General features: G+C 37.7%; 13 protein-coding genes and 1 tRNA gene. 7 read left to right on the top strand and 7 right to left on the bottom strand.

Features of this window, described 5'->3' with window-relative positions; all coding sequences use genetic code 11:
* Window positions 1-133: 133 nt before the first annotated feature.
* On the top strand, window positions 134-3,049 hold the full coding sequence (locus KO524_RS12075) for a pitrilysin family protein (protein WP_219294432.1): 2,916 nt from the start codon (window positions 134-136) through the stop codon (window positions 3,047-3,049).
* Window positions 3,050-3,340: 291 nt separating this feature from the next.
* The gene (locus KO524_RS12080) at window positions 3,341-3,814 is read left to right on the top strand and encodes a hypothetical protein (RefSeq protein WP_219294433.1); all 474 of its coding nucleotides are present in this window, start codon (window positions 3,341-3,343) and stop codon (window positions 3,812-3,814) included.
* A gap of 395 nt (window positions 3,815-4,209) precedes the next feature.
* On the opposite strand, the gene KO524_RS12085 is transcribed toward KO524_RS12080, so the two are convergent.
* The 3 genes from KO524_RS12085 to KO524_RS12095 form a co-directional block, all read right to left on the bottom strand.
* Entirely contained in the window at window positions 4,210-4,845 is a 636-nt protein-coding gene (locus KO524_RS12085) for a DsbA family oxidoreductase (protein ID WP_219294434.1), read from the bottom strand.
* A 151-nt stretch (window positions 4,846-4,996) separates the two neighbouring features.
* The gene (gene mfd, locus KO524_RS12090; protein WP_219294435.1) at window positions 4,997-8,344 is read right to left on the bottom strand and encodes a transcription-repair coupling factor; all 3,348 of its coding nucleotides are present in this window, start codon (window positions 8,342-8,344) and stop codon (window positions 4,997-4,999) included.
* Between the two features lie 6 nt (window positions 8,345-8,350).
* On the bottom strand, window positions 8,351-8,935 hold the full coding sequence (locus KO524_RS12095) for a hypothetical protein (protein ID WP_219294436.1): 585 nt from the start codon (window positions 8,933-8,935) through the stop codon (window positions 8,351-8,353).
* A 249-nt stretch (window positions 8,936-9,184) separates the two neighbouring features.
* Here KO524_RS12095 and KO524_RS12100 point away from each other — a divergent pair, with 249 nt between their 5' ends.
* On the top strand, window positions 9,185-10,138 hold the full coding sequence (locus tag KO524_RS12100) for an NAD-dependent epimerase/dehydratase family protein (RefSeq protein WP_219294437.1): 954 nt from the start codon (window positions 9,185-9,187) through the stop codon (window positions 10,136-10,138).
* Between the two features lie 194 nt (window positions 10,139-10,332).
* On the opposite strand, the gene KO524_RS12105 is transcribed toward KO524_RS12100, so the two are convergent.
* Complete coding sequence (locus KO524_RS12105; protein ID WP_219294438.1) at window positions 10,333-10,500, bottom strand: hypothetical protein; 168 nt, start codon at window positions 10,498-10,500, stop codon at window positions 10,333-10,335.
* A 239-nt stretch (window positions 10,501-10,739) separates the two neighbouring features.
* Here KO524_RS12105 and KO524_RS12110 point away from each other — a divergent pair, with 239 nt between their 5' ends.
* The 3 genes from KO524_RS12110 to KO524_RS12120 all read left to right on the top strand — a co-directional run bounded on the left by KO524_RS12110 (window position 10,740) and on the right by KO524_RS12120 (window position 12,419).
* A complete protein-coding gene (locus tag KO524_RS12110; RefSeq protein WP_219294439.1) occupies window positions 10,740-11,378 on the top strand; it encodes a trimeric intracellular cation channel family protein in 639 nt (212 codons plus the stop codon).
* Window positions 11,379-11,460: 82 nt separating this feature from the next.
* Window positions 11,461-11,534, top strand: a tRNA-Asn gene (locus KO524_RS12115).
* 231 nt (window positions 11,535-11,765) lie between these two features.
* Window positions 11,766-12,419, top strand: a complete 654-nt coding sequence (locus tag KO524_RS12120; RefSeq protein WP_219294440.1) for a hypothetical protein — start codon at window positions 11,766-11,768, stop codon at window positions 12,417-12,419.
* Between the two features lie 253 nt (window positions 12,420-12,672).
* Here KO524_RS12120 and KO524_RS12125 read toward each other — a convergent pair whose 3' ends face one another.
* From KO524_RS12125 to KO524_RS12135, 3 genes are all read right to left on the bottom strand, one after another.
* Window positions 12,673-12,954, bottom strand: coding sequence for a F0F1 ATP synthase subunit epsilon (locus tag KO524_RS12125; protein ID WP_219294441.1), 282 nt, complete (start codon window positions 12,952-12,954; stop codon window positions 12,673-12,675).
* A gap of 21 nt (window positions 12,955-12,975) precedes the next feature.
* Window positions 12,976-14,487 (bottom strand): F0F1 ATP synthase subunit beta, encoded by a 1,512-nt coding sequence (gene atpD / locus KO524_RS12130; protein ID WP_219294442.1) that lies wholly within the window; start codon window positions 14,485-14,487, stop codon window positions 12,976-12,978.
* A gap of 292 nt (window positions 14,488-14,779) precedes the next feature.
* Complete coding sequence (locus tag KO524_RS12135; protein WP_219294443.1) at window positions 14,780-16,294, bottom strand: catalase; 1,515 nt, start codon at window positions 16,292-16,294, stop codon at window positions 14,780-14,782.
* A 137-nt stretch (window positions 16,295-16,431) separates the two neighbouring features.
* Here KO524_RS12135 and KO524_RS12140 point away from each other — a divergent pair, with 137 nt between their 5' ends.
* Complete coding sequence (locus KO524_RS12140) at window positions 16,432-17,346, top strand: hydrogen peroxide-inducible genes activator (protein ID WP_219294444.1); 915 nt, start codon at window positions 16,432-16,434, stop codon at window positions 17,344-17,346.
* Window positions 17,347-17,355: the final 9 nt, after the last annotated feature.

A 17,355-nucleotide genomic window follows, 5' to 3' on the forward strand; every position in this document is an offset into this window, starting at 1 on the left:
TGATCCTAAATAAAAAGGCTTGTCTCCATAGCGGAGGTAAGCCTTTTTTAGTGAATACTAATTGGTATTTATAATATTCTCCTTTTAAATAGTTATTTTTGGACAGCTTATTATTAATCTATCTAATCTTCTTATGATAAAGAAATTACTAATAGTGGGATTGTTGTTTACTGCCTTTACAATACAAGCACAATTTAAAACAACCACCACTAAAGATTCTAATGGATACACTTATGAATCCGTTGAGAACGACCCCTCGCACACTCGAATTTATACTTTGAGTAACGGTTTAAAAGTGTATTTAGCACAAAACAAAGACGAGCCGCGTATTCAGACCTATGTACCCGTTCGTACGGGGTCAAACAACGATCCGGAGGACAACACGGGATTGGCGCATTACTTAGAACATATGTTGTTCAAGGGTACTTCCAAAATGGCTTCGAGCAATTGGGAAGTAGAGAAAGTGTTGCTAAAACAAATTTCTGATTTGTACGAAGCACATAAAAAGGAAACTGATCCAGCAAAAAAAGTAGCACTTTACAAGCAAATTGACCAAGTTTCTAAGGAAGCGTCAAAATATGCTGTAGCAAATGAGTACGACAAATTAGTGGCTTCTATAGGTGCTACTGGTACCAATGCCCATACTTGGTTTGATGAAACCGTTTATAAAAACAACATTCCTTCCAATGAATTGGAAAAGTGGTTGGTGGTTGAAAACGAGCGTTTCTCCGAATTGGTATTGCGTTTGTTTCACACCGAATTAGAGGCGGTTTATGAAGAGTTTAACCGCGGACAAGACAACGATTATTGGGCAACACACGAAGCCATGATGAAGTTGTTGTTTCCAAAATCACATTATGGAACTCAGACGACAATTGGAACTTCGGAGCATTTAAAAAATCCTTCGATGGTAGCGATTCACGATTACTTCCAAAAATATTATGTGCCTAATAATATGGCTGTAGTATTGGTAGGAGATTTGGAGTTCGAACCGACCATTCAATTGGTAGATCGTTATTTGGGTAAAATGAAAAAAGGAGTTCAACCGGAGCAATATGTTGCCAAAGAACCGGCTTTAACCAAAATCCAAACCAAAGAAATCTTTAGCCCGTCATCAGAGCGTATCGAAATCGGTTATAGATTGGGAGGAGCCAACTCAAAAGATGCGCAATATTTGACTTTAGTTGATATGTTGTTGAGCAATAGTGCAGCGGGATTGATCGATTTAAATATCAATCAAAAACAAAAAGCATTGGGTGCTCAGAGTTCACCGATGATCATGAAAGATTTTTCGGTACACCAATTGGGTGCTTATCCGAATGAGGGACAATCCTTAGACGAGCTAAAAACCTTATTGATGGGGGAATTGGACAAAATCAAAAAAGGACAGTTCGACGAGTGGATGTTAGGAGCAGTAGTTAATGATCTTAAAAAACAGGCCATGAAATCCTTAGAGAGTAACGACGCCTTAGCTACAGAAATGTATGGCGCTTTTATCCAAGGAAAATCATGGGATAAAGTCGTTTCAGAAGTAGACGAATTATCTAAAATTACCAAAGCGGAAATCGTTGATTTTGCCAATAAAAACTACAAAGACAACTATGTTGTAGTATATAAAAAGCAAGGTGAAAACAAAGAATTGGTTCGTGTTGAGAATCCAGGAATAACACCTATTGATTTAAATCGCGAAAACGAATCTAAATTTTATAAAGATTTTAAAAACATTAAAGTAAAGGATATCGCTCCGGTGTTTGTTGATTTTGACAAGGCAATTCAGAGAGAAACCATCGGTAAAAAAACACCTTTGGCCTTTATTAAAAATACGACTAACGACCTTTCAACGGTCATGTATATTACAGAAGTAGGGTCTAATCACGACAATAAATTAGCTTTGGCAATCAACTATTTGGATTTCTTAGGAACGTCTAAATACTCGCCAGAAGATATTAAAAAAGAATTCTATAAACTCGGAGTTGACTACGGTGTTAGCGCTGGAGAAGATAGAACTTATGTTTATGTAAGTGGATTACAAGAGAATATTCCTGCAGGAATCAAATTGTTCGAACACTTACTTACCGATGCCAAGGCCGATCAACAGGCTTACGATAACTATGTCGATCAAATTTTGAAAGAACGCAGTGATGCCAAGGCGAGTAAAGCGGGTATTCAACGTGCGCTAAACAGTTATGTTATGTATGGTGCCGAAAGTAAATTTAGAGACATCTTAAGCGAATCCACACTAAAAGCGATTAAACCACAGGAATTGGTGAAAATCATTCACGACTTCTTTAATTTTGATCAACAGATTTTCTACTATGGAAACGACTTAAACAACACTAAAAAAGCGTTGACAGCCAATCATAATTTTGGAAAAAGCAAAGCGATTCCAACGCCTAAGAAATATGCGGAGCCCGCTACAAACGGAACGGTGTATTTTGCACCTTATGATATGGTACAAGCCGAAATATCTTTCCGTGCTAGAGAAGAAAAATTCAACAAGGAAAACTTGGTTTCTTCGGGTGTGTTTAACGAGTATTTCGGATCGGGATTATCGTCTATCGTATTCCAAGAGATCAGAGAGTCAAAATCATTAGCCTATTCGGCTTACTCTTATTATGCCGATGCCGCTAAAAAAGACAAACACAACTATGTCATTGCTTATGTAGGTACTCAAGCCAATAAATTACCGCAAGCGGTTGATGCCATGATGGGATTGATGAATGATATGCCGCAGGCAGAAAATCAATTTCAAAACGCCAAAGCTTCTGCTTTAAAAAGATTGTCTACCAAGCGTTATAGCAAGTCAGACATCTTCTTTTATTGGTTGTCTTTACAAGAGAAAGGATTTAATTACGATATCAACAAAGATTTATTCCCACAAACCCAGAAAATCGAAATGAAAGATTTGGCGAGTTTCTTTGACAAACACGTTAAGGGTAAAAAATTCAATGTTGGATTAATCGGTAAGAAAGACAATTTGGATTGGGAAGCCGTTAAAAAATTCGGAACCATCAAAGAATTGACTTTGGAAGAATTGTTCGGGTACTAAGAATAGCTGAACTTGATTATAGAAAAGAGCTGTCTCAAAAGGATAGCTCTTTTTTGTATAGTACTTGAGTTTTAAGAGAAGGATATTAGTATGTTGAATTTTGCCACTCGAAAGAATTTGTACGGCAGTTGAGGTTCTGGCTAAACTTGGAAGTGTGTGTTTTTTGGCTGATCGCGGCTACATCGACCGTGTTAGTTGGTTTAAATCACTTGATGCGTATGGAAGTATCTACGCTTGATGATAACGGTTATGATGACAACAGAAATAAGGTTAATGTAAAGTAAAATAGAAATGGATAATTTAGATTTAGAAAAGCTACAATTATATATATTAAATTATGATCGTAAGGACCGTTTTATTGATGTAATTCGAGTTGTCTATAAAAAATTATCCTTACTAAAAGAGGGAGTTATTATTTGTTTTTCAATAGAAGACACTCGATTTCTAATTGAATTGGAGTTTTTAGATGAGTTCTTCAAGATAGAATTTACAGCTGTTTATCTAAGTCTACAGATCAATAGTATAGAACAGTATTTTGTTTTGGAAGATAACGATCAAATTAAGGAATTGATAGATGAATTGTTTAATGGAAATTATATTGTGAAATATTATTTAAACTCCAAGGGTCGAATTAAATTTTCGAAGCTGATTTGGCGAGATAGAGCGTTTAAAAATTATGATATAAAGTATAAATATGGTTGGCTTAAATGCAATTGTAGAATAGAAAGAATTGCAATTAAAAATGGAATAATCTTAATCTCATAAATACGAAAGATGCCGTTCCAAAAATTTTTGGTTGACCTAGGCTTTCTGAAGTGAATTTTGATGTTTACGCCACTGACTCATGAAGAACTAAAATACCAGGTTACGCTACAGTGTGAGTACTCTCGCATGGTATATAATAAACAAAGAAACTCTCAATTCTATTGGGAGTTTTGTGTTTAGAAAGAAAGTTTATCGATAAAAGTAGGTCTTCTAACTTTGGTAAAATAGAATGAGGTTTCTTGTGTATTGCTTGTGTTTTAAGAGAGGACTAGTAGAAACAGGCACTTTGAATAAGCTATTGAATGAAATTTTTATTTTAAAGAAAAAGGCTAACCTTTTTATATATTGGTTAGCCTTTTTTTGTCATTTTATTTCTCAAGTTTACGAGTGAAAACCTAGTTCTCCTTATAAATCTCTCTAAGTGTTTCCAAAAAGTAATCCTTGGATTGGGCTCCTTTAAGGGCGTATTTCTGGTTTACAATAAAGAAGGGTACGGAATTTACTCCGATGCTTCTAGCCATAGCCTCGTCCTCTTCTACGGCACGAGTATAAGTGTCGTTGGCGAGCACATCGCGAACCTTGTCGGCATCCAAGCCTATTTGAATACCTATTTTAACCAATTCTTCGACATCGTCTATATTGATGGCATTGGAAAAATGAGCTTGAAACAACGCTTCTTCCGCTTCATTTTGTAAACCTTTGGATTGGGCGTAATAAGACAATTGATGTGCCTTAAAACTGTTGGCGGTAATCGATTGCTCCAAATCCATAACCAAACCTTCTGCTTGAGCCATTTGAGTGACCTGTGCAAACATCTGATCAACTTGTTCCAGAGGCATGCCCTTTTGTTGCGCCAAATATTCCTTGGTACTAACGGATAAATCCGTTTTTATAGTCGGATCGAGTTCAAAAGCTTTCCAATTAATCGTTACTTCGCTACCGTGTTCGAACTCTGCAATAGCTTGCTCTAACCGCGTTTTGCCGATATAACAAAACGGGCAACGTATATCACTCCAAATATCTATAGTCATTTTTTATTTACTTATCGGCCTATTCGTGAATCGGCCTATTACTGATTATAAGTAAAGATAGAAAGAAAATATTTAAATTTCAATGTATCAAAACGAATTTGCCTAATGTCCCAGGCGAATTAACGAGTGGGCACATCGGCAACAAAAAAAATCAAATCAATTGAATTAGTTCCAAAGCCTTGTTTACGCTTTTCACATTTTCAAAAGTCAGTAATAATCGCAAGCCGTTTTTGGTTTCTTTTTCCTTCATCTTACAAATGTTTCCGTGTTGTTGTACAAACAGTAAAACCTTTCTAAAACGCGGCGATTGGTAATAGTCCGACTGCTGATTACCCAAAAAGTAACCGACCATTTTTCCGTTTTTTAGTACTAACTTTTCGATACCGGCATTAGCGGCAAACCACTTGATGCGCAAACTGTTTAACAGCGCTACGGCTTCTTTGGGTAAGGCGCCAAAACGGTCAATCAGTTTTTGTTCGTATGCCTGCAACTCGGTTTCGTCCTTAACGTTGCTCAACTCGTTATACAAATTCAAACGTTCCGATACGCTATTGACGTAATTATCGGGAAACAGTATTTCGAAATCCGTATCGATTTGGGTTTCTTTGACAAAGGTTTTGGTTTCTATGTCGTTTTCATCGGCATACAAATCCTTGAATTCGTTTTCTTTTAATTCGTCTATGGCTTCGTTCATGATTTTCTGGTAGGTTTCAAAGCCAATTTCATTGATAAATCCACTTTGTTCCCCACCGAGTATATCACCGGCACCGCGAATCTCCAAATCCTTCATGGCTATGTTAAAACCACTGCCTAATTCACTAAACTGTTCGAGGGCTTGGATGCGCTTACGCGCTTCCTCGGTCATCGCAGAATAGGGAGGGCATATAAAATAACAGAAGGCTTTTTTATTACTTCGACCAACGCGACCGCGCATTTGATGCAAGTCGGACAGACCAAAATTATTGGCATTATTGATTAAAATGGTGTTGGCATTGGGTACATCTAAGCCGCTTTCAATAATCGTAGTAGCTACCAATACATCGAAATCGCCATCCATAAACGCCAACATCAGTTCTTCGAGTTTTTTTCCATCCATCTGTCCGTGTCCAATACCAACACGAGCATTGGGAACCAAACGTTGAATCATGCCCGCTACCTCTTTGATATTTTCAATGCGGTTGTTGATAAAATAGACCTGACCTCCGCGTTCCACTTCATAGGCAATGGCATCGCGAATGATTTCTTCATTAAAACCAACCACATGGGTGTCGATCGGATAACGATTGGGTGGAGGAGTGGTGATTACTGATAGATCTCGTGCGGCCATCAACGAAAACTGTAGGGTTCTCGGAATTGGTGTAGCCGTAAGGGTTAAAGTATCTACGTTTTGTGCTATGGTTTTTAATTTGTCTTTAACTGCAACGCCAAACTTTTGTTCCTCATCGATGATTAGGAGTCCTAGGTCTTTAAAAACAACATTTTTACTGACCAATTGATGGGTTCCGATTAAGATATCTAATCGACCTTCACTTAAATCCTTAAGCGTTTCACTTTTTTGTTTGGCCGTGCGAAAACGGTTGATATAATTAACCGTTACCGGCATGTCTTTAAGACGTTCGGTAAAAGTTTTATAATGTTGAAAAGCCAATATAGTAGTAGGCACAAGTATAGCAACCTGTTTTCCGTTATCTACGGCCTTAAATGCCGCACGTATAGCGACTTCTGTTTTTCCAAATCCGACGTCACCACAAACCAATCGGTCCATAGGGCGCTCGCTCTCCATGTCGTTTTTAACGTCTTGAGTAGCGGTAATCTGATCGGGAGTATCTTCGTATATAAAGGAACTTTCTAGCTCTGCCTGTAAATAACTATCGGGTTTGTATTGAAATCCTTTTTCCAAACGGCGTTTGGCATAGAGCTGAATCAAGTTAAACGCAATGTGTTTAACACGGGCTTTGGTTTTCTGCTTTAAGGTTTTCCAAGCATTGGAACCCAATTTATATATCTTGGGTGCTGTACCGTCTTTACCGTTGTATTTGGATATCTTATGTAAAGAATGGATGCTGACGTAAACGATATCGTTATCGGCATACACCAACTTAATAGCTTCTTGCATTTTGCCTTCTACATCAATTTTTTGAAGCCCTCCAAACTTTCCAATACCGTGATCGATATGTGTTACATAATCGCCAACGGACAAAGTAGTCAATTCCTTTAAAGTGATGGTTTGCTTTTTGGAGTAACCGTTTTTAATCGAAAATTTGTGGTAACGCTCAAATATTTGATGGTCTGTATAACAGACTATTTGATTTTCCTCGTCTATAAAACCTTGATAAAGCGGAAACACAACGGTCTTAAATTGTTTAACAGCTACTTCGTCGTTTTGATCTTTAAGGCTTTCAAAAATCTCATGAAAGCGTTTGGCTTGACCTTCGTTGGCGCAGTATAAATAATTTTTATAACCGTCGTCGGCGCGGTCGTTTAAATCTCGGGCCAACAATTCGAATTGTTTGTTGAATGACGGTTGCGGTAAGATGTGAAAATCAATTATCGTATTCGTTTCAAAATACGACTGCTGAGCCAATTCTACATAAGTAAAAGTTTCTACGCGTTGTAAAAAGGATTTGCTGTCGAGAAATAGATCGCTCGGCACTTGGTGTTTGATGTCTTTGGATAAGGTGTCAAAAACCGACAAAGCCTTGTCGAACGACTTGTCTAATTGGCCTACAACCAAGGCCGTGCTTTGAGAGAAAATAACGGTTTTTTCTGATATATAATCTAAAAAACTCTCGCGGTTTTCTTGAGAGAATTTATTTTCAACATTGGGTATAATCGAAATTTTCTTTTGCTTTTCTATAGAAAGTTGGGTTTCCACATCAAAGCTGCGGATACTGTCTACTTCGTTACCAAAAAATTCGATACGGTATGGATGGTCGTTTGAAAATGAAAAAACGTCAATAATTCCACCACGTACGGAAAATTCGCCGGGTTCGGCTACAAAGTCGACCCGTTTAAAATGGTATTCAAACAAAACCTCATTGATAAAATCGATGGAGATTTGATCGCCCATGGCCAACTTTAGAGTGTTTTTATCCAACACCTTTTTGGTAACTACTTTTTCAAACAAGGCATCGGGATAAGATACGATGATAGCGGGTTTCTTACGCGAGTTGATTCGATTGAGTACCTCGGCGCGCAACAGTATGTTGGCGTTGTCGGTTTCTTCAATTTGATAGGGACGTCGGTATGATCCGGGATAAAACAAAACGTCTTCCTTGTTGACCAAACTTTCTAAATCGTTGAGGTAATAAGCGGCTTCTTCCTTATCGCGAAACAACAACAAAAAAGGGTGTTCCGATTTTTTAAAGACACCTTGAATCAAAAAAGACAAAGCCGAACCAATCAGTCCTTTGGCATGAATTTTTTGTCCTCGTTGGTTTAATGCTTCCCCGAGTTGAAGGGTTTTACTCGATTCGCGGTATAAAGTTTTTAAATCCATGCTCAATTAATTTTCAGTAAAGGTTGGGTTCGCAAGTCTTAGGGTGTCTAAAGCTTGTAACATTTCGGCCTCACCAATTTCTTTTGGGATGGATTTTTTTACTACTATCTCTTCCATTTGGCTCACCAAAGAGGCAATGGCGGTATTGATCTGAGGAATTAATCGGATGATTTGTTTTTCTTGAATTTTATCGAGTGTCAAATACATTTCTAAATTGCTCAATAGCGTGTTTAAAACAGTAATTCTACTGCGTATATCGGGGCGATTGAGGTTTGTAGGAATTTCGTTAAATAAATTCAACGAGGAATTGCTGAGTTTTTCTGATTTTTTTTGAAAAGCACTAATAGACGATACAGGTGTAATACTGATATCATTTCGAAACTCTAGCCAAGCTTTCCAATCGCTAACTTCTGTTTGTAACGCAGTGGACTGTGTTGGGATTTTAAAAACCCAATTTTTGGTAAGTATAGTGAATACAGTATCGGTATGTTTTTGAGCTCGCAATTGATTTTCTTGTTCGCGAGTATCCACTTTGTTACAGGAAGCGAACACGCTGATAAAGAGAATTCCGATAAGCAAAAAATGCCTCATAGTTAATTTTTTAAGCAACAAATTTACGAATGTTATATCGAATTTTTAAACTATTAAATCAGAATCCAACAGAAAGGTTTTATATTTCGCGTTCTATGGAGAATTTGAGGGCTTCATAAGTGTATGGCAGTAGCCAAGTCACTGTGATAATGGGTGTAATTGCAAATCGACTTGTTGCTGAATCTTCAACTTATAAATGCTTTCAGTTCACCGTGAATTAAGTATATTTGTCAAATAAAATAGTGCATAATGAGTACAAAAATTCTAATTATTGGGGCTTGTGGTCAAATCGGTTCAGAATTGACTATGAAACTCCGTGAGATATATGGCAACGACCAAGTTGTTGCTTCAGATATTCGGGAAGGTAAACCAGAGTTAATGGCTAGTGGTCCTTTTGAAATTGTCAATGCTATGGAGTTTGAGCAAGTAGCTCAGGCCGTAGAAAAACATCAGATTGATGAAGTCTATTTAATGGCGGCGATGTTGTCTGCTACAGCAGAAAAAAACCCGGCATTTGCTTGGGATTTAAATATGAATTCTTTGTTTCATGTGTTGAATCTGGCCAAAGAAGGCAAAATTAAAAAGGTTTTCTGGCCTTCGAGTATTGCCGTTTTCGGACCAACTACACCAAGGATTAATACGCCTCAATATACCGTAATGGAACCGTCAACGGTATATGGTATTTCGAAGCAAACCGGTGAACGTTGGTGTGAATATTATCACGCTAAATTTGGGGTTGATGTTAGAAGTATTCGTTATCCTGGATTGATATCTTGGACTACACCTCCTGGTGGTGGAACTACGGATTATGCTGTGGATATCTATTACAAAGCTTTGGAGGATAAAAAGTACACTTGTTTCCTTGCGGAAAATACCGCTTTACCGATGATGTATATGGATGATGCTTTAGCTGCTACGGTAGCTATTATGCAGGCACCAGCCGAAAAGGTAAAAATTCGTTCATCCTATAATTTAGGAGGTATTTCTTTTACTCCTGCAGAAATTGCAGCGGAAATTAAAACGCATATTCCAGAATTCACGATTGATTATGCTCCGGATTTCCGTCAAGCCATTGCCGATAGTTGGCCGGCGAGTATTGATGATACGGCTGCACAGACCGATTGGAACTGGAAGCATCAATACGACTTAAAAAGCATGACCCAAGTGATGCTCGATAACTTGGCAATCAGCTTATCCAAATAAGTGGAAAAGCGTATTTAAAACAACAAAAATCGAAATATATAATAGAGGCTGTCTCAAAAGACAGCCTCTATTGTTTTTACAACATTCCCTTCCTTTGAAGCGGTGCTTGAAGGTTGAGTTAAAAATCTTTTTTACTAAAGCGCAATTAGTAGCCTTCGCATTTTAGTGTTTTATACTCGTTGTTTAAAACTAATTTATTTTCTTAAGCGATTAAAAACCAAACTAGCTAAAGAAGCTGCAATCAGAATCAAACCTGCGATGGTTATGAGGTGATTGTTTAGCACTGCGGTTGATTTTAGTATATAGCCTAAAACCATAAGTGCTAGGCCGATTACTAATATAGTGAGTGGATTTATCTTCATTGGAGTCCTTTTTTATATTAGTACTAAATTAGTGTTTTTTTTGTTATATCGTAAAATGAATACCAGAGAAATAACAATTCGTGTGGTAATAGTGGGGTTTTAAAATAAATTTTTAACAATAAAAGAACTGCTGCTTGTTTATTGTGTGAAGGAATGATATTTTCGTTTAACCAAAGCAACTTTCCTTGGGAGTATGGATTCGGGAGTGTAGTAAAGAGTTTTTTAGATAAATACAGTATATGGAACAATGGGTTGATTTTTGGAAAAATGTTTCTTTTGTCGATATTATCGAATTTTTGGGAACATTTGCTTTTGCGATAAGTGGTATTCGATTGGCATCGGCAAAGAAACTCGATTGGTTTGGTGCCTTTGTAGTTGGTTTTGTTACCGCCACAGGTGGAGGAACCTTACGCGATTTATTGTTGGGGGTTGTTCCTTTTTGGATGATTTCAAGTGTGTATGCTTGGTGCACGGTGCTTTCTTTGCTCTTTGTTATTGTTTTTCGTAAAAAATTAGTGCATCTAAACGGACCTTTTTTATGGTTTGATAGTATTGGTTTGGGGTTATTTGTCGTTGTAGGAGTTGAGAAAGCTTTGACCTTGGATTATTCCATAGGGGTTGTGGTGATGATGGGGACTATTACGGGAGTTGTAGGCGGGATGATTCGCGATATTTTGATAAATGAGATACCGGCTGTTTTTACGCAGGAATTATATGCGGTGGCGTGTATTTTGGGGGCTCTTCTTTACTATAGCTTCGATTATATGGGGGTTTCTGCTCCGGTGACGCAAATTTCTACTGCCGTTTTTGTTTTTGTAATTCGCATAGCCGCAGCGCGTTACAAATGGAAGTTACCGGTGTTAAAAGGAGAACAATAAAAAAGCGAAAAATTTCAATTGTTTTGTTTGGAAAGCCCTAAATAATTTCTATATTTGCAACCGCAATAAGGGTTATAAACCTTCCTCCTTAGCTCAGTTGGTTAGAGCATCTGACTGTTAATCAGAGGGTCCTTGGTTCGAGCCCAAGAGGGGGAGCAAATAGAAAGTCTTTTAAACGTAATGTTTAAAAGACTTTTTTGTTTTTAGTGCTTTCTTATGTCGCTGTTCTATTTAATGAATGTTTAGTGAGGTCTTTCTTGTTTATTAAAGTACGATTTTGAGTATACCGATTCCTGATTTCTAACCCCTGAGTACTCTTTTTATGTTCTATGATTTTTATTCTTATTTGTTAGGATTGTTATCTTTGGTAGATTAAAAGGTTTCGTTATGAGAAAAATAGGTTTGTTCTTGCTGTTCATAGGTTTCGTTATGGTGTCTTGTTCTAGTGACGATTCATCTGAATCAGGAAAGGTTGAGGTTAAGTTGAAATACGAAGATTTTGTCGATAAAAAAATGAATCAGGTGCTCACTGAAGAGTTTGGTATGGATATTTATCCTGGTGATACGCCTCCTGTGATTGAGGGGTCTTTTGTTGCGAGCCCATTCTTTTGTAAAAAATCTAATTTTCCTGATTTTTCGGAAGGTTTAAATTTTGGGAGTACCGATTTAACTTTTTTTAATCAGAACAATTTAGTTCAGAGTATTGATTTTAATAGTTTGTTGACTTACAATCCGGGTTTTAATGGAAAGTTAGAGCGTTGGGATGGTAAGGGGTGTTTTATCTCGGGTGCTGCTAACAAATTTTCTGTGGTTTTTCATACGGAAGGATCTTTAGAAGTGGGAAATGGTGTGTCGGCATGGTATAAAAACTTGGTGGCGGTATCTGGTGAGTTGGTTGTCGACGAGCTAGGAAAGGTCAAGGGGATTGCAAATTTTCAATTGGCTTCAGTGATGTTGGATGATTTTGGGGACCCTCATGGTATTTTGGTTGCCGTTGGTATGGGGAGATTATGGACCGATGATTATGCTGAGCGTAAATAACAGGTTTTCGAATTCTTAGAGGAGATTTGTATAAAGACTGTTTTAGGTAGTCTTTTTTTTGTTCGAAATGGTTACAGTGCCGTTTTGAGCTAGTTGCAGAATGATTTTTAGGCGGTTTTAAAGTGTTTTTCTTAGTTTAGGCTATAATGTGGTCTGGCGTTGAGTTTCCAGTCTTATAGCGTGCTCTTTTAAACAAAAAAGCTGTTTGAAAATTAATTCAAACAGCTTTTTTTAATAAGGGTTGATCGTTGTTTTAGTTTACTAAAATGTTGATCTTATTGTCGTTCATTTCCAATGTTCCAGAAGCGATAGATAGCCAATAGGTGGTATCGTTTATCTTTTGAAATTTAGAAGCGAATTCTTTAGCTATTTTGATGTCACTACCTACAATCTTAATATTGCCTTTTGTTAAAGCAGATACTATAGGTGCGTGATTGTTTAGCATTTGAAACTCTCCATTTAATCCAGGTACAGCTACCGAAATAACTTCTCCTTTGAATAATGTGGCCTCTGGTGATACAATTTCTAGTTTCATGGGAATAGCGTTTATATTAGATTATACTTCAGCAAGCATTTTTTCTCCAGCTTCGATTGCTTCTTCAATCGTACCTTTTAAGTTAAATGCAGCCTCAGGTAAATGATCTAATTCTCCGTCCATAATCATATTGAAACCTTTAATGGTTTCTTTAATGTCTACAAGAACACCTTTCAAACCTGTAAATTGTTCCGCAACGTGGAACGGTTGAGATAAGAAACGTTGTACACGACGTGCTCTAGATACAGAAAGTTTATCTTCTTCAGAAAGTTCTTCCATACCAAGAATCGCGATGATATCTTGTAATTCTTTATATTTTTGAAGAATTTCTTTTACTCTTTGCGCACAAGCATAATGATCTTTTCCTAAGATTTCAGGAGTCAAAATTCTTGAAGTAGAGTCCAATGGATCTACTGCAGGGTAAATACCTAATTCCGCAATTTTACGAGACAATACGGTTGTAGCATCTAAGTGAGCAAACGTTGTTGCTGGTGCCGGGTCAGTTAAATCATCCGCAGGAACGTAAACCGCCTGTACAGAAGTAATAGAACCCTTTTTTGTTGAAGTAATACGCTCTTGCATAGCTCCCATCTCTGTAGCTAAAGTAGGTTGGTAACCTACTGCAGAAGGCATACGTCCAAGAAGTGCAGATACTTCAGATCCCGCTTGTGTAAAACGGAAGATGTTATCTACGAAGAAAAGTACGTCTTTTCCTTGGTCTTCTCCAGCTCCATCACGGAAGTATTCTGCAATTGAAAGTCCTGACAAAGCAACACGTGCACGTGCTCCTGGTGGCTCATTCATTTGTCCGAATACGAAAGTAGCTTTAGAATCTCTCATACCTGGTTTGTCCACTTTGGATAAATCCCATCCGCCGTTTTCCATAGAGTGCATGAAATCATCACCATATTTAATAATTCCCGATTCCAACATCTCGCGAAGTAAATCGTTCCCTTCACGGGTACGCTCACCTACACCTGCAAAAACCGAAAGTCCTCCGTGTCCTTTTGCAATGTTGTTAATCAATTCCTGAATCAATACTGTTTTTCCAACTCCAGCTCCTCCGAAAAGACCAATTTTACCCCCTTTTGCATAAGGCTCAATTAAATCAATTACTTTAATTCCTGTGAATAGTACTTCTGATGAAGTAGATAATTCTTCGAATTTTGGTGCATTACGGTGAATTGGTAAACCATCTACTCCGGCTTTTGGTAAATTACCAAGACCGTCAATAGCATCTCCAATAACGTTAAACAAACGTCCAAACACGTCTTTTCCGATAGGCATTTGGATTGGAGCTCCAGTAGCGATTACTTCATAACCTCTACTCAAACCATCGGTGGAGTCCATTGAAATGGTTCTTACGGTATCCTCTCCGATGTGAGATTGTACTTCTAGTACAAGTATGGTACCATCTTCTCTTTTGATTTCTAATGAATCATAAATTCTTGGAAGTTCGGCGTTTTGTGTGTTGAACACTACGTCAACTACTGGTCCGATAACTTGTGCAACTTTTCCTGTGACTTTAGACATTGCTTATGTATTTATTTAACAGCTATTTACCTTTAATGAAAAAACACTCTTTTTCAGATTGCAAAGATAGTTTTTTTATCCGAAAATTAAAAAAGTTTGAAAATTAAATTTTCACAGCATATTTATATATTTTATAGAATTGTTAAAGGCGCGTTTAATTAAATGTAAATTCGGGTGTTTTCTTCTGTTTCTAATGCCTGATTTCGTTATCTTACGCTTTGTTTTAGCGTAGAAATTGTAATATGTTTAAAAAGCATCCTTTTTTAGTAGAAAAAAGGATGCTTTTGATTGCTTATTTTGGCATAAATGCTTTTAATTGCTCCATATCGACTCCAAGTCCTCTTGCAACGCCCATTCCCAAAGGTACACTTGCTCTAAACCAATGACAAAGCTGTCTCATAATGATTTCGTCTCTTTTTGGACCTGCTATACCGCTCATGGCACCAACGATGTTGTTGATTGTATGCGCTTTTGCCTCATCGTTCATAACGCGGTCAAATAATTCTCCCGGTTGGGTGTAATGATCATCGTCGTTTTCATTTCTGTCGTAATAAGCTACGGTTGCTGAATCGAGTTCGTAAGGTATTCCTTTTGCTGTTTGAGCTTCGTAATTACCGTCAAAACTATTGGGGAAATAATTTGGCGCACTGCCGTTGTTTCCATCAAATCGCATGGCACCGTCGCGATGGTAGTTGTTTGTCATAAAAGGACAGGCGTTTACCGGCAAACTTTGATAATTGGCGCCAATTCTATATCGTTGTGCATCTGGATAGGACAAAATTCGTCCTTGTAACATCTTGTCGGGCGAAAAACCGATACCGTCTACCAAATTGGTTGGGGCGAAGGCAGCTTGTTCTACTTCGGCAAAATAGTTGTTCGGGATCTTATTAAGCTCAATATAGCCGACTTCGATTAAAGGATATTCCTTTTGCGACCATACTTTGGTTAAATCAAAAGGATTCCAACGAAAGTTTTTAGCCTGTTCTTGAGACATCACCTGTATGGAAAAAGTATATCTTGGAAATTCACCTCTCGAAATCGTGTCTACTAATGATTTCTGTGCAAAATCAGGGTCGATTCCTCGCATTTCTTGCGCCTGCGCTCCTGTTAATGTTCGATTTCCCTGTTGGGTTTTGTAGTGGAATTTGACATAATTCCATTCGTTTTGAGCATTGACCATTGAAAAGGTATGACTCCCATATCCATTCATGTGCTGGTAACCGTCGGGTGTTCCTCGGTCGGACATCAAGATCAATACTTGATGTAAACTCTCGGGATTAAGCGACCAAAAATCCCAAACCATCGTAGGGCTCTTTAAGTTGGTGTGTGGTTCTCTCTTTTGAGTATGTATAAAATCTGGAAATTTTTTGGCATCTTTAATAAAAAATACGGGTGTATTGTTACCAACTAAATCCCAATTGCCATCTTCTGTATAAAACTTTAAAGCGAATCCTCTAGGGTCTCTTTCGCTATCTGCAGATCCTTTTTCTCCCCCAACTGTAGAGAATCGAACAAACATATCTGTTTCTTTTCCGATTTCTGAGAATAATTTGGCACGGGTGTATTTGGTGATATCGTGGGTAACCACAAATTTACCATAGGCTCCAGTTCCCTTGGCGTGTACGATGCGTTCGGGGATTCGTTCTCGGTTAAACTGAGCTAATTTTTCATGAAGAAAGTAGTCTTGCAATAACACAGGTCCGCGTGCTCCTACTGTTTGTGAATCTTCATAATGTCCTACTGCGGCCCCAGCATTAGTGGTTATTGGGCAGTTGGTGTGCTTATTGTCTTTAGAATTGTTCTCCATAATTAAATTAGTTTAGTTAATGGCTCTTTTTATATAGTATAAAGGTATAGCTAATTGTGTATTGATAAAAACGAATATTTAGATAGTTATATCTATTTCGTAGATAATGCTTATTTTTGTTGTTTAATAAATATACTATGAATTTACAACAATTGGAATATGTATTGGCGGTTTATGAAGAAACTAATTTCAGTTTTGCAGCGGATAAGTGTTTTGTTTCTCAGTCCACTTTGAGTACCATGATAATTAAATTGGAGGAGGAGCTGGGGGTTAGGATTTTTGACAGGAGAAGTAAGCCGGTGGGTGTGACTCAAGAGGGCAGCATTATTATAGATAAAATAAAGTTGATTTTGGCGGGTGTATACGACTTACAGGAAGTGGTAAAAGAGATGAAGGGAGATTTGTCAGGGTTGATACGTATAGGAGTAATTCCGACAGTAGCTCCATATTTGATGCCGTTATTTTTAAGTCGGTTTGTTGAGCAATATAAAGACATTCAGCTCGTAGTTCAAGAATTGATTACCGAAAGTGTGTTGGAGAAAATTGAAAATCGCACTTTGGATTTTGGCATTGCCTCGACTCCGATTGATTCAAGATTTAGTGATGTAGTCAGTATCCCGCTTTATCAAGAGCCGTTTGTCTTATTTGATTATTCAGAGCGTGAGCATGCCTTTCCATTGCATATTAAGGATGTTGACCGTGAAAAACTGTGGTTGCTGGCCGAAGGGCATTGTATGCGCTCTCAGATTCAGACGCTTTGTGCTGAAAATCAAGTGCAAAAGAACTGGAGTAATGTTGATTATCAAGCGGGGGGATTGGATACTTTAATCCGTTTGGTAAAAAAGACGGGTGGGTTGACTTTGTTGCCGTATTTGGCTACTCTGGATTTTAAAGACGCTGATTTGACTAAATTATACCCGTTTCAAAGCCCGAATCCCACTAGAGAAATTTGTTTGTTGGTGCATAAAAATTTTGTAAAGAAGGGTATTCTAGATGTTTTTAAAAAGGAAATTATACATACTGTCTCGCCACTTTTAAACGATTTTAAATAGGAATTGGCA

Origin of the sequence: Flavobacterium sp. NKUCC04_CG (assembly GCF_019345525.1) — a bacterium.
In the GTDB taxonomy this organism is placed as follows: Bacteria; Bacteroidota; Bacteroidia; order Flavobacteriales; family Flavobacteriaceae; genus Flavobacterium.

Excerpts from the sequence above, each read along its gene's own strand:
- KO524_RS12075 (WP_219294432.1), top strand. The coding sequence starts at position 134 with ATGATAAAGAAATTACTAATAGTGGGATTGTTGTTTACTGCCTTTACA.
- KO524_RS12080 (WP_219294433.1), top strand. The coding sequence starts at position 3,341 with ATGGATAATTTAGATTTAGAAAAGCTACAATTATATATATTAAATTAT.
- KO524_RS12085 (WP_219294434.1), bottom strand. The coding sequence starts at position 4,845 with ATGACTATAGATATTTGGAGTGATATACGTTGCCCGTTTTGTTATATC.
- mfd (WP_219294435.1), bottom strand. The coding sequence starts at position 8,344 with ATGGATTTAAAAACTTTATACCGCGAATCGAGTAAAACCCTTCAACTC.
- KO524_RS12095 (WP_219294436.1), bottom strand. The coding sequence starts at position 8,935 with ATGAGGCATTTTTTGCTTATCGGAATTCTCTTTATCAGCGTGTTCGCT.
- KO524_RS12100 (WP_219294437.1), top strand. The coding sequence starts at position 9,185 with ATGAGTACAAAAATTCTAATTATTGGGGCTTGTGGTCAAATCGGTTCA.
- KO524_RS12105 (WP_219294438.1), bottom strand. The coding sequence starts at position 10,500 with ATGAAGATAAATCCACTCACTATATTAGTAATCGGCCTAGCACTTATG.
- KO524_RS12110 (WP_219294439.1), top strand. The coding sequence starts at position 10,740 with ATGGAACAATGGGTTGATTTTTGGAAAAATGTTTCTTTTGTCGATATT.
- KO524_RS12120 (WP_219294440.1), top strand. The coding sequence starts at position 11,766 with ATGAGAAAAATAGGTTTGTTCTTGCTGTTCATAGGTTTCGTTATGGTG.
- KO524_RS12125 (WP_219294441.1), bottom strand. The coding sequence starts at position 12,954 with ATGAAACTAGAAATTGTATCACCAGAGGCCACATTATTCAAAGGAGAA.
- atpD (WP_219294442.1), bottom strand. The coding sequence starts at position 14,487 with ATGTCTAAAGTCACAGGAAAAGTTGCACAAGTTATCGGACCAGTAGTT.
- KO524_RS12135 (WP_219294443.1), bottom strand. The coding sequence starts at position 16,294 with ATGGAGAACAATTCTAAAGACAATAAGCACACCAACTGCCCAATAACC.
- KO524_RS12140 (WP_219294444.1), top strand. The coding sequence starts at position 16,432 with ATGAATTTACAACAATTGGAATATGTATTGGCGGTTTATGAAGAAACT.